This window comes from Pseudomonas sp. B21-040 (assembly GCF_024748695.1).
Classification (GTDB): Bacteria; Pseudomonadota; Gammaproteobacteria; order Pseudomonadales; family Pseudomonadaceae; genus Aquipseudomonas.
In genome coordinates, this window is record NZ_CP087176.1 from 66,853 (window position 1) to 83,841 (window position 16,989).

Below are 16,989 nucleotides of genomic sequence, written 5' to 3' on the forward strand. Positions count from 1 at the left end.
AACACAAGTCTTCAGGCCGGAATTCCCTTGGCCTTAGGCTCTCGATCCCACACCCGATGCTGCCCGATTGCCGCAAAAAACGGCTTGATCAGCTTGGCGTCCGTCCCGACGACCAACCCCGCATCAACCTTCAGCTTCAAGACATCCAGCAACTGTTTGGCCTCGCCTTGCAGAGCGATCGCCTTCAGGTGCTTGTACGCCTCCAGCAGGTAATGCAGCGCCACGCCATCGCTGCTCAATGCCTTGATCGACGCCGCGCCACCGGGCACGAACACTGCGTCGAACGCCACTGAAGGCAAGCCTTCCATCGAAGCATCCACCGGCAACGTTTTGCCATCGGCGGTGCTCACCGGGGCTGAGCTTGGGCCGAGCAATTTGGCGTGCGCCCCTTCCGCTTTCAATGCCCTCTTCATCGCTTCAATGGCTGCACCATCGACACCATTCGCTGCGAGTATCGCCACTTTCCGGGTTTTTATATGCCCCGGCAGGAGGTTGGCCTGGCTCAATGCCGGCGAGCGCTCCAGGGTGATTTTCGGCACGTCGACGGTCCCGGTCTTCGGCGCTGGCAGCCCTAGATTGGCGGCTACTCGCCTGGCCAGTTCCAGATCGATATTGGCCAGGATTTCATTCACCTCCCGCGCCCGGATGACCTCCCGCTCCACCTTGCCGAGTTCAAAGCTGTAAGCCGCAATGATGTGTTCTTGTTCGTGCTTGCTCATGCTGTGAAAGAACAGGCGCGCCTGGGAGAAGTGTTCGCTGAACGACTCGCTGCGCTGACGGATCTTGTTGGCGTCGATGCGCTCCGGATAGCTCTCGAAACCGCCATCCTGCGCGGCGGGCGGTGTTTCTTTCGGCCAGCCACCGTCGATCGAGTTCGGTTCGTAAGCTGCGCGGCCCTTGTCGATGGTGGTGCGGTGCATCGCATCGCGCTGACCGTTATGGAACGGCGCCACCGGCCGGTTGATCGGGATCTCATGAAAGTTCGGCCCGCCGAGTCGGCTGATTTGCGTGTCGGTGTAGGAAAACAGTCGACCTTGCAGCAGCGGATCGTTGGAGAAATCGATCCCCGGCACGATATGGCCCGGGCAGAACGCGACCTGTTCGGTCTCGGCGAAGAAGTTGTCCGGGTTGCGGTTGAGTACCATCTTGCCCAACGGCGTAATCGGCACCAGTTCCTCTGGAATCAGCTTGGTCGGATCAAGAATGTCGAAGTCAAAACTGTGCTCGTTTTCCTCTTCGATGATCTGCACACCCAATTCCCACTCTGGGTAATCGCCCCTCTCGATGGCTTCCCAGAGGTCGCGACGATGGTAATCGGTGTCTTTGCCGGCAAGCTTTTGCGCCTCATCCCACACCAGCGAGCAGGTGCCGGCGGTGGGGCGCCAGTGAAATTTGACGAAGCGCGATTTGCCTTCGGCGTTGATCATCCGGAACGTGTGAACACCGAAGCCTTGCATGCTGCGCAGGCTTTTCGGGATCGCCCGGTCGGACATGGCCCAGATCACCATGTGCGCCGACTCCGGCACCAGGGAGACGAAGTCCCAGAACGTGTCATGTGCCGAGCCGCCCGTAGGCATTTCGTTGTGTGGCTCGGGTTTTACCGCATGCACGAAGTCAGGAAACTTGATCGCGTCCTGTATGAAAAACACCGGCATGTTGTTGCCCACCAGGTCGAAGTTGCCTTCTTCGGTGAAGAACTTCACGGCGAAACCTCGAACATCCCGCACGGTATCGCCTGACCCGCGTGGCCCCTGTACCGTGGAAAAACGCGTGAATACTGGCGTCTTCTTACCCGGATCCTGCAGGAAACCAGCCTTGGTCAACACAGAATGGTTTTCGTATGCCTGGAAGTAACCATGCGCGCCGGTTCCGCGAGCATGGACGATGCGTTCGGGAATGCGTTCATGGTCAAAGTGCGTGATTTTCTCACGCATGATGAAGTCTTCCAGCAGCGAAGGCCCGCGGGCGCCGGCTTTCAGGGTGTTCTGGTTGTCCGATACCTTCACGCCCTGATTGGTGCGCAGGGCCTGGTCGGTGGCGTCGGAGCGAAATTTTTCCAGGCTGTCGAGCTTGGCATTGGTGTTGCCCCGGTCCGGGGCATCGGTACCGGCCATTGCGCTTTTGTTTGCGGCAGGCTTCTTGATGCTCATCAGGCTAAACTCCTCGTTCGATTCCCGCCGAAGCCAGGACTCTGTGCATTCCCCAGGCACGGCACCGGGGGCGTTTTCGAGTTGCCTTATTAGTGACTGATGGGGTTTTTAGCCGTTCCTTTTTTATGACCTTTGATCGCGTTATTGCCAAATCGAAGGATGAATGCGGAATAAATGCTAATAACCTCTATACGGACAGGCTAAAATGCGCGCCCGGCTAACCGCTGATCCTTTTTCTAACGCGCCCCACAAGGTTCGCTACGTGATCGAGTTTCAAAACGTCCACAAAACCTACCGCGTCGCCGGTAAGGATATTCCCGCCCTGCATCCGACCAGTCTGACGATTGAGAACGGTCAGGTTTTCGGCCTGATCGGTCATTCCGGTGCGGGAAAAAGTACCCTGCTGCGTCTGATCAATCGCCTGGAGAACTCCAGTGGCGGCAAGATCATCGTCGACGGCGAAGAAGTCACCGCGCTGGATGCCAACAGCCTGCGACGCTTCCGTCAGCAAGTCGGGATGATTTTCCAGCACTTCAACCTGCTGGCGTCCAAGACAGTGGCCGACAATGTCGCGTTGCCGTTGACCCTGGCCGGCGAACTGTCGCGCAGCGAGATCGACCTGCGGGTGGCCGAATTGCTGGCGCGGGTGGGTTTGTCCGACCACGCCAAAAAGTACCCGGCTCAGTTGTCCGGTGGCCAGAAGCAGCGCGTCGGCATTGCCCGTGCCCTGGCGACCAAACCGAAAATCCTGCTGTGCGATGAAGCCACCAGCGCCCTGGACCCACAGACCACGGCGTCGGTCCTGCAGTTGCTGGCCGAGATCAACCGCGAGCTGAAGCTGACCATCGTGTTGATCACTCACGAAATGGACGTGATTCGCCGAGTCTGCGACCAGGTCGCGGTGATGGACGCCGGTGTGATCGTCGAGCAAGGTTCGGTGGCCGAGGTGTTCCTGCATCCGAAGCACCCGACCACCAAGCGTTTTGTGCAAGAAGACGAGCAGATCGACGAAAGCGAACAGCGCGACGACTTCGCTCATGTGCCGGGCCGCATCGTACGCCTGACCTTCCAGGGCGAAGCGACCTACGCGCCACTGCTGGGCACCGTCGCCCGCGAAACGGGTGTGGACTACAGCATCCTGGCCGGTCGTATCGACCGCATCAAAGACATCCCCTACGGGCAACTGACCCTGGCCGTCACCGGTGGCGACATGGAGGCGGCGTTTGCCCGCTTCACCGCGGCTGACGTTCACATGGAGGTGCTGCGCTGATGGAAGTCCTGACAAGTTTCTTCGTTAATATCGATTGGTACGAAATCTGGCTGGCCACCGGCGACACGTTGATGATGCTCGGCGGTTCCTTACTGTTCACTGTATTGCTCGGCTTGCCGCTGGGCGTGCTGCTGTTCTTGTGCAGCCCGCGCCAGTTGCTGGAAGCCAAAGGCGTCTACGCGATACTGTCGCTGATGGTGAACGTGCTGCGTTCGCTGCCCTTCATCATTTTGCTGATTGTGATGATCCCGTTCACCGTGTTGATCACCGGCACATCGCTGGGCGTCGCGGGTGCGATCCCACCGCTGGTGGTGGGCGCCACGCCGTTCTTTGCGCGACTGGTGGAAACCGCATTGCGTGAAGTGGATCGCGGCATCATCGAAGCCACCCAGGCCATGGGCGCGACGACGCGTCAGATCATCACCAATGCCTTGCTGCCAGAAGCCCGTCCCGGCATCTTCGCCGCGATTACGGTGACAGCGATTACGCTGGTGTCCTATACGGCAATGGCCGGTGTAGTCGGCGCTGGTGGCCTGGGCGACCTGGCGATCCGTTTTGGTTATCAGCGTTTCCAGCCCGACGTGATGGTTGTGACGGTGTTGCTGCTGCTGGTGCTGGTTCAGGTGCTGCAAACCTTTGGCGACAAGTTGGTTGTCCATTTTTCCAGAAAATAAAGAATTCTCGTCAATAACAAATGAGCCGGCCATTCGCTGGCAGGCGCCAGACGGGCGCCTTATATGGAGTTAGCTGAATGAAAAAACTACTTGTCGCGTTCGCTGCTGTTGCGGCCTTCTCCGCCCACGCAGACACCCTGACTGTCGCTGCCACCCCGGTCCCGCACGCAGAAATCCTCGAATTCGTGAAGCCGGCCCTGGCCAAAGAAGGCGTGGACCTGAAGGTCAAAGTCTTCACCGACTACATTCAGCCGAACGTGCAGGTAGCGGAAAAACGTCTGGACGCCAACTTCTTCCAGCACCAGCCGTACCTCGATGAGTTCAACAAGGCCAAGGGCACCAACCTGGTTTCCGTGGTCGGTGTGCACCTGGAGCCGCTGGGCGCGTACTCCAGCAAGTACAAAACCCTCGCCGAGGTGCCGGGTGGTGCCAACGTGGTGATCCCGAATGACGCCACCAATGGCGGCCGTGCGCTCTTGCTGTTGGAGAAGGCTGGCCTGATCAAGTTGAAGGACTCGAACAACATCCTGTCGACCGTGAAGGACATCACCGAGAACTCCAAGGACCTGAAATTCCGTGAACTGGAAGCCGCGACCATCCCACGCGTGCTGACCCAGGTCGACCTGGCGCTGATCAACACCAACTACGCGCTGGAAGCCAAGCTCGATCCAGCCAAGGACGCGCTGGTCATCGAAGGCAGCGACTCGCCATACGTGAACATCCTCGTGGCCCGTCCGGACGACAAGGACAGCGACGCGATGAAGAAACTGGTTGCCGCGCTGCACAGCCCGGAAGTCAAAGCCTTCATCCTCGAGAAGTACAAAGGCGCGGTAGTGCCGGCGTTCTGATTGTCTGAACGCAACGAAAAAGGGGACGCCATGTGCGTCCCCTTTTTTTGTGCCAAAACACCGCTCCCTGTAGGAGCACGGCTTGCCGGCGATGGCATCCTTGAGACCGCCATCGCCGGCAAGCCGTGCTCCTACAGAAAAGCGTGGTGATTATTTGCGGTTAAGCATCACCGGCAACTGCGCCACCAGCTTCGCATTGTTCAGCGGCGCCCGAATAAACCCTCGCTGTGTGCCATCCGGGCCGATTACCGCCAGGTTGCCACTGTGATCAACCGTGTAGTTCGGTTTGCTGGTGTCGGCCGGAATAAACGGAATGCTCACGGCGTTGGCCAGCTTCTGAATGTCATCCACCGAGGAAGCGGTCAGGCCTTTGAACTGTGGATCGAAGTAGCCCAGGTACTGCTTGAGCTGAGGCGGGGTATCGCGGTTCGGGTCGACGCTGACCAGGATGATCTGCAGTTTGGCCACCGCCTCGGGTGGCAGCTCGCTTTTGATCTGACGCAACTGGGCGAGGGTGGTCGGGCAGATATCCGGGCAGAAGGTGTAGCCGAAGAACAGCAGGCTCCACTTGTCTTTCAGCTGATTGACCGTCACTGGATTGCCGTCCTGATCGGTCATTTTCACGTCAGGCAAGTTGCGACTTTGCGGCAGCAGGATGATCCCCGCGTCGATCAGTGCCGTCGGGTCGCCCTGGCCTTTACCAGACAGCACTTTGTTGATGGTCAGGCCCAGAACCAGTGCGATCAGGGCGACGAGAATGAAGACGGTTTTCTGGGTTCGAGTCATAGGTTCAACAGTAAGTAGTGGTCTACGAGCAGCGCGATAAACAGCAGGAACAAGTAGTAAATAGAATACTTGAACGTGTTGATCGCCGCGTGCGGCCGGGTGCCACGGTACAGCACCACGGCCCATTGCAGAAACCTTGCGCCCAGCACCACGGCGCAAGCCAGGTAGAGCAGGCCGCTCATGTGGATCACGTAGGGCATCAGGCTGACGGCCAGCAACGCTAAGGTATAAAGCAGGATGTGCACCTTGGTGTAGTGCTCGCCATGGGTGACCGGCAGCATTGGAATGTCGGCCTTGGCGTATTCCTCTTTGCGGTGAATCGCCAGCGCCCAGAAGTGCGGCGGGGTCCAGGCGAAAATGATCAGCACCAGCAGCAGCGGTTCGGCGCTGACGTGTCCGGTGGCAGCGGTCCAGCCAAGCAACGGCGGGGCTGCCCCGGCCAGGCCGCCGATGACGATGTTCTGCGGGGTCGCACGTTTCAGGAAACCGGTGTAGACCACTGCATACCCGAGCAGCGATGCGAGGGTCAGCCAGGCGGTCAGCGGATTGGTGAACGCCAGCAACAAGGCCTGACCCAGCACGGCCAGCACCAGGGCAAACGTCAGCGCAGAGGCCGGTGACACCCGGCCTTGCGCCAACGGACGTTTGTGCGTGCGTGCCATGATCGTATCGATGCGCCGGTCCACCACATGGTTGACGGCCGCGGCGCCACCGGCACACAAGGCGATCCCCAGATTGCCGAACACCAGCACCGTCCATGGCACCCCGGCACGGGTCGCGAGGAACATGCCGACCAGCGAGGTGATGAGCATCAGCACCACCACTTTCGGCTTGGTCAGCTCCAGGTAGTCACGCCAGATCGCCTGACTGTGACGTTCGCCGATCAATGTCGCCATGGCATCTCTCCTTTTATTGTTATGGGCCCGGCTGAGTGTTTACGCGGGCTGAAGTGCCAACGGGCGAGGGATTGCTGCTTGACCCGAACCAGACTGGTCCGTGCGTGATAATTGACCAGCACCATCGTCAGCAGGAGTGCCGCGCCGCCCGCGTTGTGGGCGACGGCCACCGGTAGCGGCAGATGGAACAGCACGTTGCTGATTCCAAGGGTGATTTGTGCAGTGAGTGCGATCAGCACCATCCCTGCAAGACGCGTCATGCCGACGGCTTTCAGTTGCCAGGCGAGCCCGAGCAGCACCAGCGTGACCAGCAACGCGCCAATTCGGTGGGTCAGATGAATCGCGGTACGGGCATCGCTGTCCAGTTGTCCACCAAGGTAATTGGGGCCGATGTGTTGAGTCAGATGAAAGCCGTTGGCGAAATCGGCCGGTGGCATCCATTGTCCATGACAGGTCGGGAAATCGATGCAGGCCACGGCGGCATAGTTGGAACTGACCCAGCCACCGAGGGCAATTTGCAGGATCACCAGCAGCAACCCTGCCGTCGCCCAATACTGCAAACGCCGTGGCACGGTCAGCGCCGGCAATACGCCCGACAGGCGCAACGTCAGTAAAAACAACAAACTCAGCGTCGCAAACCCGCCGAGCAAATGCCCGGTGACCACTTGCGGCCAGAGCTTGAGCGTCACCGTCCACATGCCGAACGCGGCTTGGGCGAACACCACCGCCAGCAAGAACAATGGCAACTTCACCGGTTGCCCCGGATGACGACGGTGCACCCAGGCCCGGCCCGCCAGGATCGAAATCAACAGCCCCAACGTACCGGCGAAGTAGCGGTGGACCATCTCGTTCCAGCCTTTATGGGCTTCGACCGGAGCATCGGGAAAGTGCAATTCGGCATGCGCCAGTTGGGCTTCGCTTTTCGGCACGCTGATAAAACCGTAGCAACCGGGCCAGTCCGGGCAGCCGAGGCCGGCGTGGGTCAGGCGGGTGTAGGCGCCGAGCAACACCACAATCAGTGCCAGCAAGGTGGCAAACAGCGCGAGGCGAAATCCAGGTTTGGCCATGACGATGCCCTTATCCGATGTTCGACAGTTTCAGCAGATGACGCAGGTCGTTAAGCAGATCCTTGCCCTTCACCGTCGGGTCATAAAGCAGCACCAGGTTGCCGTGCGGGTCGATGATCCACAGTTGCGGTGCAGTTTTATCCCCTGTCGTCTTGCTGAAAGTGGTCAGGTCCATGGGGTAGCGTTGTAGTTGAGGATACTCGCGGGTCAGCTTGGCGTCGTACTCGCTGCTCAGCGGTTGCGCGGCAGCCAAGGCGTGGCTGGCGCGGGAGGCATCGCGGCCAAGGCCGATCTGGATTTGTCGCGCCAGGTACACCAGTTGCTGGCAGTCGACCGAGCAATCCTTGGGCGCCGTTACCAGCAACTGCCAGCGATCCTCTTGTGCCTGCACACCCAGATCGGCGCGTGTCTGGCCGTTACCGATCAGCTCGCCGTGATAGCTGCGACCCTCCGGCACCCAGAACTGCAGTTTGTACATGCCGGTGGCGAGGATCATCGGACCGATCACCCCGAGCAAAATCAGCAGCAGCTGAAAGCGGCCCTTGCGTCGACTCGCCGGTGTTTTCGCCTCAGACATGTTGGGTGGATTCATGGCCGCTCCCATGGTGTTTCTCCTTTGCGTTGTGCCAGCCGAGATAGAGATAAAGGCCGAACAGGGCGAGCGACATGGCGAACCACTGCACGGCATAAGCGAGGTGTTTTTCCGGCCCCATGGCCACTACTGGCCAATCGGCCTGGTAGGACGTGGGGCCGGTTTCTTCACGTAATTCGTAGGCGAACCCTGCACGGTTCAGCGCCGTCCACAGCTTGGCCGGCTCAACGGCGGTCACCAGTTGTGGCCAGGTCGTGGTGCTCGGATCGGCATGCAACTGGAAGGTCGCGCCGGGGGACACGTAGACCGAGGCGTCAAGGCTCAAGGCCTCTTCAGGTGTAGTGAACTGCGGCGGTATGCGCCGGTCCGGCCAGGGCAGCCAGCCGCGATTGACCAGCAACCAGAACCCGGACGCCTGGTCCTGAAACGGTTGCAATAGCTCAACGCCGACCTTGCCGTTACGCTGGCGGTTGTCCAGCAGCAGGCTGTGCGCGGCATCGAATTGGCCGTGCAAGTGAACCCGGCGAAAGGCCGGGTCTTCGGTGTGTTGCAACTCGGTGCTGGCCATCGGTTCGGCGGCGCGGCGCTCGGCATAGCTTTGCAGCAACGCGCTTTTCTCCGCGCCTCGGCCCAGTTGCCAGAACCCGAGCGACACCAGCAGCGGCAGCAATGCTGCCACCACCAGGGTCGGCACGATGCCCGGCCGGAAGCGCTTCATGGCGAGGCCAAAAAGTCGCTGGTCGCGATAGCTATACTCAAGTGCATCGCCTTTCCCCCGGAGTCTCACCATGCTCAAAGCAGCCATCGTCCTGATGCTGATTGCCACGGTTGTCAGCCTGTTCAGCGGCCTGTTTTTTCTGGTCAAGGACGACAGCAGCTCAAACCGCCTCGTCATTGCCTTGAGTGTTCGTGTGGCCTTGGCCGCTGTCACCGTCGGCTTGATCGCCTGGGGCTTCTTCAGTGGCCAGTTGGTGTCGCACGCGCCTTGGTAAGCCTCATAGCACGTAGACGAAAACGAACAGGCCGATCCACACCACGTCCACGAAGTGCCAATACCAACTCGCCGCTTCAAAGCCGAACTGGTGATCGGCATCAAAGTGCCCGCGCATGACCCGCATCAGCATCACAAACAGAATGATCGTGCCGATGGTCACGTGGGCGCCGTGGAAACCGGTGAGCATGAAGAACGTCGCACCGTAGATGCCGGAGCCGAGGGTCAGACCCAGCTCGTGGTAGGCGTGCATGTATTCTTCAGCCTGAAAGGTGAGGAACGCACAGCCCAGCAACACGGTGATCGCCAGCCAGAGTTTCAGTGCGCCGCGATGACCCTTTTTCAGCGCGTGGTGGGCGATGGTCACGGTCACGCTGGAACTCACCAGCAGCACGGTGTTGAGCAGCGGCAAGCCCCAGGGGCTGATGACTTCCTTGGGCGGTGGAAACAGTTTCGAGTCAGGGTTGTTGAGCAGCGGCCAGGTCCACTCGAAAGTCGGCCACAGCATGTGCGCGATGCCCTTGGCACCTTCACCGCCGAGGGCCGGGCCGGAGACGTGACGTACATAAAACAGCGCGCCGAAGAAAGCGATGAAAAACATCACCTCGGAGAAGATGAACCAGCTCATGCCCCAGCGAAACGAGCGGTCCATCTGAGCGCTATATAAGCCGCTACGACTTTCCTTGATCACCGTCCCGAACCAGCCGAACAGCATGTAGGCCAGCAATAGGCCGCCGACGAAAAAGATCAGCGGGCCGTGGGATTCCGGCCGCGCGGCCTTCAGATCGTTGAACCAGGTACCCAGGCCAAACACCGTGGTGACCATGCCGAACGTGGCGATGATCGGCCATTTGCTCTGGGCGGGTACGTAATAGTGTTCATGAGTTGCCATTTATTGTTCTCCTTATCGGGCACGCTCAGCCGCCAGTGTTTACAGCTACCGGTGGATGTCGGGCGGTGATATCGAACAGCGTGTAGGACAGCGTCAGGTGCTTCACATCCTTGGGCATGTCACGGTCAACGATGAAACGTACCGGCATCTCGATCCGTTGACCGGGCTGCAGCACTTGCTGGGTAAAGCAAAAACATTCGGTCTTGTGGAAGTACGCCGCGGCTGTGCTGGGCGCGATGCTCGGCACGGCCTGGGCGCTCATCGGCCGATCGGTGGGGTTGTGCGCGATGAAAATCATCTCGTTCACAGCGCCCGGATTGGCGGTCAACTCCTCAGCCTTGGGATAGAAGTCCCATGGCATGTCGGCAGTGTTGGTCGACAGGAACTGCACGCGAACCTGCCGCGAGGTGTCCACGGTTTGCTCGCCTTCGTATTGCCCGGCGGTCTTGCCGTTAATGCCGAAGGCCTTGCACATCACGTCGTAGATCGGCACCAGGGCAAACCCGAAGACAAACATGGCCACCACCACCAGCAGCAGGCGGGTGACCAGTTTTTTCATCGAAATCGAATCAGCCATGGTTTCCAACCTCCACGCCAAACCCTGTAGGAGTGAGCCTGCTCGCAATGGCGGTGTGTCTGGCACACCGCGTCGAACCCATCGCGAGCAGGCTCACTCCTACAAAGGCCAGGCGTTTCATTTCACTTCCGGCGGCGTAGTAAAGGTGTGATACGGCGCCGGTGACGGAATGCTCCACTCCAGGCCTTCGGCCCCATCCCATGGTTTGGCCGGTGCAGGCGGGCCACCACGAATGGTCTTGATCACGATGAACAGGAAGAAGAGCTGCGTTGCGCCGAACATGAACGCGCCAATTGAGGAGACCATGTTGAAGTCGGCGAATTGCAGGTTGTAGTCCGGAATCCGTCGCGGCATGCCGGCCAGGCCCACGAAGTGCATCGGGAAGAACGCCATGTTCATGCCGATGAACGAGAGCCAGAAGTGCAGCTTGCCCAGGGTTTCGTCGTACATGTGGCCGGTCCATTTCGGCATCCAGTAATAGGCCGAGGCGAAGATCCCGAAAATCGCCCCCGGCACCAGCACATAGTGGAAGTGCGCGACGACGAAGTAGGTGTCCTGGTACTGGAAGTCCGCTGGGGCGATGGCCAGCATCAACCCGGAGAAACCGCCGATGGAGAACAGGATCACGAACGCCACGGCAAACAGCATCGGCGTCTCGAAGGTCAGTGAGCCTTGCCACATGGTGCTGGCCCAGTTGAACACCTTCACCCCGGTCGGCACCGCGATCAACAGCGTCGCGTACATGAAGAACAACTCGCCCACCAAAGGAATGCCGACCACAAACATGTGGTGCGCCCAGACGATGAACGACAGGAACGCGATACTCGCCGTGGCGTAGACCATCGAGGTGTAGCCGAACAGCGGTTTGCGCGAGAAGGTCGGGATGATCGAGCTGACGGCACCGAAGGCCGGCAGGATCATGATGTACACCTCGGGGTGACCGAAGAACCAGAACACGTGCTGGAACAGAACCGGATCACCGCCACCGGCGGCACTGAAGAAGCTGGTGCCGAAGTGGATGTCCATCAGCATCATCGTCACGCATCCGGCCAGTACTGGCATCACCGCGATCAGCAGGAATGCGGTGATCAGCCAGGTCCAGACGAACAGCGGCATTTTCATCAACGTCATGCCGGGGGCGCGCAGGTTGAGGATGGTCGCGATCACGTTGATCGCGCCCATGATCGAACTGATCCCCATCAAGTGGATGGCGAAGATAAAGAACGTCACGCTTTCCGGTGCGTAGGTGGTCGACAGCGGGGCGTAGAACGTCCAGCCGAAGTTCGGACCGCCACCGGGGGTGAACAGGGTCGACACCAGCAGCAGGAACGCGGCCGGCAGCAGCCAGAAGCTGAAGTTGTTCATCCGTGGCAGCGCCATGTCCGGTGCGCCGATCATCAACGGGATCATCCAGTTGGCGAGGCCGACGAAGGCCGGCATCACCGCACCGAAGACCATGACCAGGCCATGCATGGTGGTCATCTGGTTGAAGAATTCCGGCTGGACGATTTGCAGCCCCGGCTGGAACAGCTCGGCGCGAATCACCATCGCGAACGAGCCGCCGAGCAGGAACATGGAAAACGCAAACCACAGGTACAGCGTGCCGATATCCTTGTGGTTGGTGGTCAGCACCCAACGCATCAGGCCTTTGGCGGGGCCGTGGACGTGGGTGTGGTCGGTGGCGGTATGAACATGTTCATCGACTACAGCAGTCATGTCCTGTCTCCTGCAAACAGATGGGCTGGGCAGGTCGGGGCGCGTAGCCCCAACCCGTTCCTTAAGTACGCAATAGACCGGGTCATTTGCTTTCCGCCTGTTTCAGCTCCAACACTTCTTTAGGAGTGACCATGTCGCCCTTGTTGTTGCCCCAGGCGTTACGTTCGTAGGTCACGACCGCCGCGATATCGACTTCCGAGAGCTGCTTGCCGAACGCCGCCATGGCGGTGCCGGGTTTGCCGTGGAAGACAATGCTCAGGTGACCTTCTTTCGGTCCGGTGGCGATTTTCGAGCCCTTGAGTGCCGGGAACATCGGCGGCAGCCCTTGACCTTCGGCCTGGTGACAGGCCACGCAGGTGGTGTGGTAGATCTTGTCACCACGTTCCTTGAGCTCGTCGAGGGTCCACTCTTTGCTGGTCAGTTCTTTGAGTTGCAGGGCTTCAGCCTTGCGGTCGGCGAGCCATTTTTCGTAATCGGCCTTTTCCTTGACCTCGACCACAATCGGCATGAAGCCGTGGTCCTTGCCGCACAACTCGGCGCATTGGCCACGGTAGATGCCGGGCTTGTCGACGCGGGTCCAGGCCTCATTGACGAACCCCGGGATCGCATCGCGCTTGACCGCGAAGGCCGGGACCCACCAGGAATGGATGACGTCGGCGGAGGTCACCAAAAAGCGCACCTTCGCACCAATCGGCAACACCAGCGGCTTGTCGACCTCGAGCAGGTAATGCTCGCCCTTGGTTTCCTTGTTGTGGATCTGGTCGGCGGGAGTGTTCAGGTTGCTGAAGAACTCAACGTCCTGGCCCAGGTATTTGTAGTGCCACTTCCACTGATAGCCCGTGACCTGGATGTCGATATCCGGCTCACTGGCGTCGTACATCTTGATCAGGGTTGCCGTCGCGGGAACCGCCATGGCCACCAGAATGATGAAGGGCACGATGGTCCAAAGGATTTCGACGGTGGTGCTTTCATGAAATTTTGCGGCCACCTGCCCGGTCGAGCGGCGGTGGAGAATCATCGACCAGAACATGGCGCCAAAGACGATGATGCCGATCACTACACAGATCCAGAAAATGGTCATGTGCAGGTCAAATACTGCGTGACTGATTTCAGTCGCTCCTGGCGCCATATTCACAGTCCAGGCTGCTTGCGCCTGACCGAAAATCGACCACAACAGGAGGCCCATCCAGACGTGTGGATGTCGCATCATTGCGGGTTCCCCTTATCGTTCTTGTTATCCCGCCGGCTTTCACCTGCGGCAAGGGAGCGGCTTTTTCAGACTACGAACTTGAATCGCCGAGCCTTGCTGCGTGTGCAGTCGGGCGTCATCAGCTAACTCCATTCCCACCCGAGTATAGACAGCGACTGCTACCTCGCAATGTGATGGCGTAAATGATCTGAAACAGCTGGTACTTGCGTTCAAGGGCACGAATGGAGAAGGATGCAGACGAGTGGTGGCAAATCGATATAACGGAGGCGTCTCAAGGATGAAACAATTATGACAAATGCGTCTTAGCATTTTTCATAAGGCAGCTAAGTTATGTCTTCCCTATTTCATTGCCTTTGTTTCCTGGAGTTTTCATGAACACCGCCGCATTGCGCGAGCAGATCCAAAAAGCCCAACAACACGAGAAAGACACTGGCCTGCTGGCGCGTCAGCTGCAGACCAAACTGCCTCATCTACACCCTGCTATCCAATTGCCAGAGGCTGATGCCAATGGCGTACTGACGCGTTTTATTAGCGCCTACATCGATGAAGTACCCGATCTGCTGGACGCAGCCAATGAAGTGGCAAGGGAAGCGGGTATCGATTCACAAATCAAACCGGTGCTGAACATCGCCGAGCAGTACTTCCTCCAGCCGCCAACCATCATGGCCGGCCATGTCGGGCTCGACAGCCTGCTGGATGAAGCCTATCTGGCGCACCGTTTTGTAGAAGAGGTCAACGACCTGTACATCAAGCATTTCGGCCAGCCACTGATCCCCTTGGACATGACGGTCGCCAATCTGATTGCTCACCAATTGATCGGTGAGGAATTTGCCAACCAACTGGATGAAGCAGTGCATCACGCCATCGACGAGATGCTCGATGATGAGAGTTTTGCACTGGAGTCGGTGGAAACCTACCGCGAGAAGCTCAACAGCCCGGACACCGGCGCCGCGTGGAAACGCTGGCCGTGTATGTCGCGCCGCTTGGGTGTAGGCCTGGAACTGGATCAGCCGGCAGCTTGATCCATCGAACAATATGTTCCCGTGGGAGCGAGCAGGCTCGCTCCCACATTGCCAACCCGCGCTTCACTCCCCCTCATTTCAATTCGCCTGGTCCCACTCGAGGATTCAGGCGTTTTTAGAACCGCGCTTTGGGCGTTGCCACCGGAATCGGATGGCTGCCATCGAGTGGCAGGAAACGCCCCTGGTCCGCGTCGTAAGCTTTGATTTCGCTGGTTTCGATGCTGTAGACCCAACCATGGATGAACAGATGACCGTTGGCCATGCGCGAGGCCACCGATGGGTGCGTGCGTAAATGCTGAAGCTGAGCAATCACATTCTCCTCGGTGAGGATGTGCATGCTTTCGTTCTCGTCAGAGCAATGGCAGTTTTCCTGGACCATGGTTTTCGCCACTTCGGCGTGTCGCAGCCAGGCTTTTACCGTCGGCATTTTTTCCAGGCTTTGCGGGTTCAGCACTGCGCGCATCGCGCCACAGTCGGAGTGCCCGCAAATGATGATGTGCTGCACGCCAAGGGCGAGGACCGCGTACTCGATGGCGGTGGAAACACCACCGTTCATTTGCCCATAAGGCGGTACCACATTGCCCACGTTGCGGGTCACGAACAGATCGCCGGGAGCGCTTTGGGTGATCAGCTCAGGAACGATGCGCGAATCGGCGCAGGCGATGAACATCGCTCTGGGGCTCTGGGCCGTGGCGAGTTTTTTGAAGAGCTCCTCCTGCTGTGGAAAGACCTCATGGTGAAAATGCAAAAAGCCGTCAACGATATGCTGTAACGCTGCATCGGCGGTTTCCGCCTCGGGTTGGGCTTGTGCCGACGCAGCCAACGGCTGTTTATCCTTCTCACTCATCAATTCATCCTCAATGGCGGAGTCAGGGAAGTGTCCCGTTTTGTCCAGTGTGAAGCCAGTGGCTGTTTAAAAAACATCCAGGTCGAAAACCTCGACCCATCAGTCACTCTACGAACAAGGTCGCTACCGAAACTTGAATCAAACTGAGTCGACCGCTCTGGAACGCGTGTTACAGGTCACAAAAAACGTGACCAGCCTAAAGGTGCGGTGATTTCCTCACCACTCAACCATAGGCCAATTGTCCTTAAATCAGTGACATCTGGCGACCCGGCGGACAGAAGGCATCGCAGTCCAGATTAAAACCTTCCCGACGATTAAGCCCCAGGCGCTTGATGGTTTTGTTGAAACGTTGTGCCAGCAGGTCTGCAAAGGGGCCTTCGCCGCGCATCCGGGCACCAAAACGACTGTCATAGAGCTCACCGCCACGGCTCTGGCGTATCAGGCTCAGCACATGAGCGGCACGCTGCGGATAATGGGCGGCCAACCATTCTTCGAACAGCGGCGCCACTTCCAGCGGCAGGCGCAGCATCATGTAGGCCGCGCTTTGCGCGCCGGCCGCATGCGCCTCGGTCAGCAGGCTTTCGAGTTCGCTGTCGTTGATCATCGGAATCATCGGCGAACACAACACACCGACCGGAATACCCGCTTCATGCATGACGCGTATCGCCCGTAACCGGGCCTTGGGCGCTGCGGCACGCGGTTCGAGGATACGTTTGAGCTCATCGTCCAGGGTGGTGAGGCTGATCATCACCGCCACCAGCCGTTGCCCGGCGAGTTCGGCCAGCAGGTCGAGGTCACGAAGAATCAGCGAGCCTTTGGTGATGATGGTCACCGGATGGCGGTAACGCAGCAGCACTTCGAGGGTTTTACGAGTGATTTTGTGCTCACGCTCGATTGGCTGGTAAGGATCGGTGTTGGACCCCAGGTTGATCGGCGCGCACTGATAACCGCGTTTGGACAGCTGTTCTTCCAGCACATCGGCGGCGTTGGTCTTGGCGATCAATTTGGTCTCGAAATCCAGCCCCGGCGACATGTCCCAATACGCATGGCTGGGCCGTGCATAGCAGTAGATGCAGCCATGTTCGCAGCCGCGATAGGGGTTGATCGAACGATCGAATGGCAAGTCCGGCGAGTTGTTACGGGTGATGATGGTTTTCGCCGTTTCGATGCGTACTTCGGTGCCCTGGGTGAGCGGCGCTTCCTGATACCAACCGTCATCCTCGGCCACCGAGCGATTCGGCGCGAAGCGGTTGTGCGGGTTGGTCGCGGTGCCGCGTCCGCGAGGGGGCAAGGGAGTAGCCATCGACAAAATCCTTTAGCTGTATGTGCATACAGTATACGGACTCGATGCAATCGACCAGTGCCGTTCGGCGTGTGAATAATGTGAGGCCGGTCATTATGAGAAACATAATGCGCATGGCAAGTTTAGTGGCGTTGTCAGTATTCTTCAT

The 16,989-nt window shown here is 58.9% G+C and carries 17 protein-coding genes; 5 read left to right on the forward strand and 12 right to left on the reverse strand.

Annotation, left to right across the window (positions count from 1 at the left end; genetic code table 11):
• Positions 1-11 precede the first annotated feature (11 nt).
• Complete coding sequence (gene katE, locus LOY55_RS00310) at positions 12-2,150, reverse strand: catalase HPII (RefSeq protein ID WP_223523663.1); 2,139 nt, start codon at positions 2,148-2,150, stop codon at positions 12-14.
• A gap of 262 nt (positions 2,151-2,412) precedes the next feature.
• Here katE and LOY55_RS00315 point away from each other — a divergent pair, with 262 nt between their 5' ends.
• The 3 genes from LOY55_RS00315 to LOY55_RS00325 all read left to right on the forward strand — a co-directional run bounded on the left by LOY55_RS00315 (position 2,413) and on the right by LOY55_RS00325 (position 4,942).
• Positions 2,413-3,420, forward strand: a complete 1,008-nt coding sequence (locus LOY55_RS00315) for a methionine ABC transporter ATP-binding protein (protein ID WP_046031064.1) — start codon at positions 2,413-2,415, stop codon at positions 3,418-3,420.
• Entirely contained in the window at positions 3,420-4,094 is a 675-nt protein-coding gene (locus tag LOY55_RS00320; RefSeq protein WP_046031065.1) for a methionine ABC transporter permease, read from the forward strand. The genes LOY55_RS00315 and LOY55_RS00320 overlap by 1 nt, the downstream gene beginning before the upstream one ends.
• Before the next feature lie 77 nt (positions 4,095-4,171).
• Positions 4,172-4,942: a MetQ/NlpA family ABC transporter substrate-binding protein gene (locus tag LOY55_RS00325; RefSeq protein WP_046031066.1), complete on the forward strand. Its 771-nt coding sequence runs from the start codon at positions 4,172-4,174 to the stop codon at positions 4,940-4,942.
• 150 nt (positions 4,943-5,092) lie between these two features.
• Here the strand turns inward: LOY55_RS00325 and LOY55_RS00330 are convergent, their stop codons facing one another.
• Genes LOY55_RS00330 through LOY55_RS00350 form a run of 5 tightly spaced genes read right to left on the reverse strand, consistent with a single transcriptional unit; the run spans position 5,093 to position 9,001 of the window.
• Positions 5,093-5,728: an SCO family protein gene (locus tag LOY55_RS00330; RefSeq protein ID WP_046031067.1), complete on the reverse strand. Its 636-nt coding sequence runs from the start codon at positions 5,726-5,728 to the stop codon at positions 5,093-5,095.
• On the reverse strand, positions 5,725-6,624 hold the full coding sequence (gene cyoE, locus LOY55_RS00335; protein WP_258667412.1) for a heme o synthase: 900 nt from the start codon (positions 6,622-6,624) through the stop codon (positions 5,725-5,727). The genes LOY55_RS00330 and cyoE overlap by 4 nt, the downstream gene beginning before the upstream one ends.
• The gene (locus tag LOY55_RS00340) at positions 6,612-7,691 is read right to left on the reverse strand and encodes a heme A synthase (RefSeq protein WP_046031069.1); all 1,080 of its coding nucleotides are present in this window, start codon (positions 7,689-7,691) and stop codon (positions 6,612-6,614) included. The genes cyoE and LOY55_RS00340 overlap by 13 nt, the downstream gene beginning before the upstream one ends.
• A gap of 10 nt (positions 7,692-7,701) precedes the next feature.
• Positions 7,702-8,295 (reverse strand): hypothetical protein, encoded by a 594-nt coding sequence (locus tag LOY55_RS00345; protein WP_109786898.1) that lies wholly within the window; start codon positions 8,293-8,295, stop codon positions 7,702-7,704.
• The gene (locus LOY55_RS00350; RefSeq protein WP_223523659.1) at positions 8,261-9,001 is read right to left on the reverse strand and encodes an SURF1 family protein; all 741 of its coding nucleotides are present in this window, start codon (positions 8,999-9,001) and stop codon (positions 8,261-8,263) included. The genes LOY55_RS00345 and LOY55_RS00350 overlap by 35 nt, the downstream gene beginning before the upstream one ends.
• A gap of 70 nt (positions 9,002-9,071) precedes the next feature.
• On the opposite strand from LOY55_RS00350, the gene LOY55_RS00355 reads away from it, so the two are divergent.
• Positions 9,072-9,275, forward strand: coding sequence for a twin transmembrane helix small protein (locus LOY55_RS00355; protein ID WP_046031071.1), 204 nt, complete (start codon positions 9,072-9,074; stop codon positions 9,273-9,275).
• A 3-nt stretch (positions 9,276-9,278) separates the two neighbouring features.
• Here the strand turns inward: LOY55_RS00355 and LOY55_RS00360 are convergent, their stop codons facing one another.
• The 4 genes from LOY55_RS00360 to coxB form a co-directional block, all read right to left on the reverse strand.
• Positions 9,279-10,166 (reverse strand): cytochrome c oxidase subunit 3, encoded by an 888-nt coding sequence (locus LOY55_RS00360; RefSeq protein ID WP_109786899.1) that lies wholly within the window; start codon positions 10,164-10,166, stop codon positions 9,279-9,281.
• Between the two features lie 25 nt (positions 10,167-10,191).
• Positions 10,192-10,743, reverse strand: a complete 552-nt coding sequence (locus LOY55_RS00365; protein ID WP_046031073.1) for a cytochrome c oxidase assembly protein — start codon at positions 10,741-10,743, stop codon at positions 10,192-10,194.
• Between the two features lie 117 nt (positions 10,744-10,860).
• Complete coding sequence (gene ctaD, locus LOY55_RS00370) at positions 10,861-12,459, reverse strand: cytochrome c oxidase subunit I (protein ID WP_046031074.1); 1,599 nt, start codon at positions 12,457-12,459, stop codon at positions 10,861-10,863.
• Positions 12,460-12,541: 82 nt separating this feature from the next.
• Positions 12,542-13,669: a cytochrome c oxidase subunit II gene (gene coxB, locus LOY55_RS00375; RefSeq protein ID WP_109786900.1), complete on the reverse strand. Its 1,128-nt coding sequence runs from the start codon at positions 13,667-13,669 to the stop codon at positions 12,542-12,544.
• A 371-nt stretch (positions 13,670-14,040) separates the two neighbouring features.
• Here coxB and LOY55_RS00380 point away from each other — a divergent pair, with 371 nt between their 5' ends.
• Positions 14,041-14,691: a hypothetical protein gene (locus tag LOY55_RS00380; protein ID WP_077430959.1), complete on the forward strand. Its 651-nt coding sequence runs from the start codon at positions 14,041-14,043 to the stop codon at positions 14,689-14,691.
• 115 nt (positions 14,692-14,806) lie between these two features.
• Here LOY55_RS00380 and LOY55_RS00385 read toward each other — a convergent pair whose 3' ends face one another.
• Positions 14,807-15,538 carry a carbonic anhydrase gene (locus LOY55_RS00385; protein ID WP_046031077.1) on the reverse strand — a complete coding sequence of 244 codons (732 nt, stop codon included), beginning with the start codon at positions 15,536-15,538 and terminating at the stop codon, positions 14,807-14,809.
• 244 nt (positions 15,539-15,782) lie between these two features.
• A complete protein-coding gene (locus LOY55_RS00390) occupies positions 15,783-16,841 on the reverse strand; it encodes a PA0069 family radical SAM protein (protein ID WP_046031078.1) in 1,059 nt (352 codons plus the stop codon).
• Positions 16,842-16,989 lie beyond the last annotated feature (148 nt).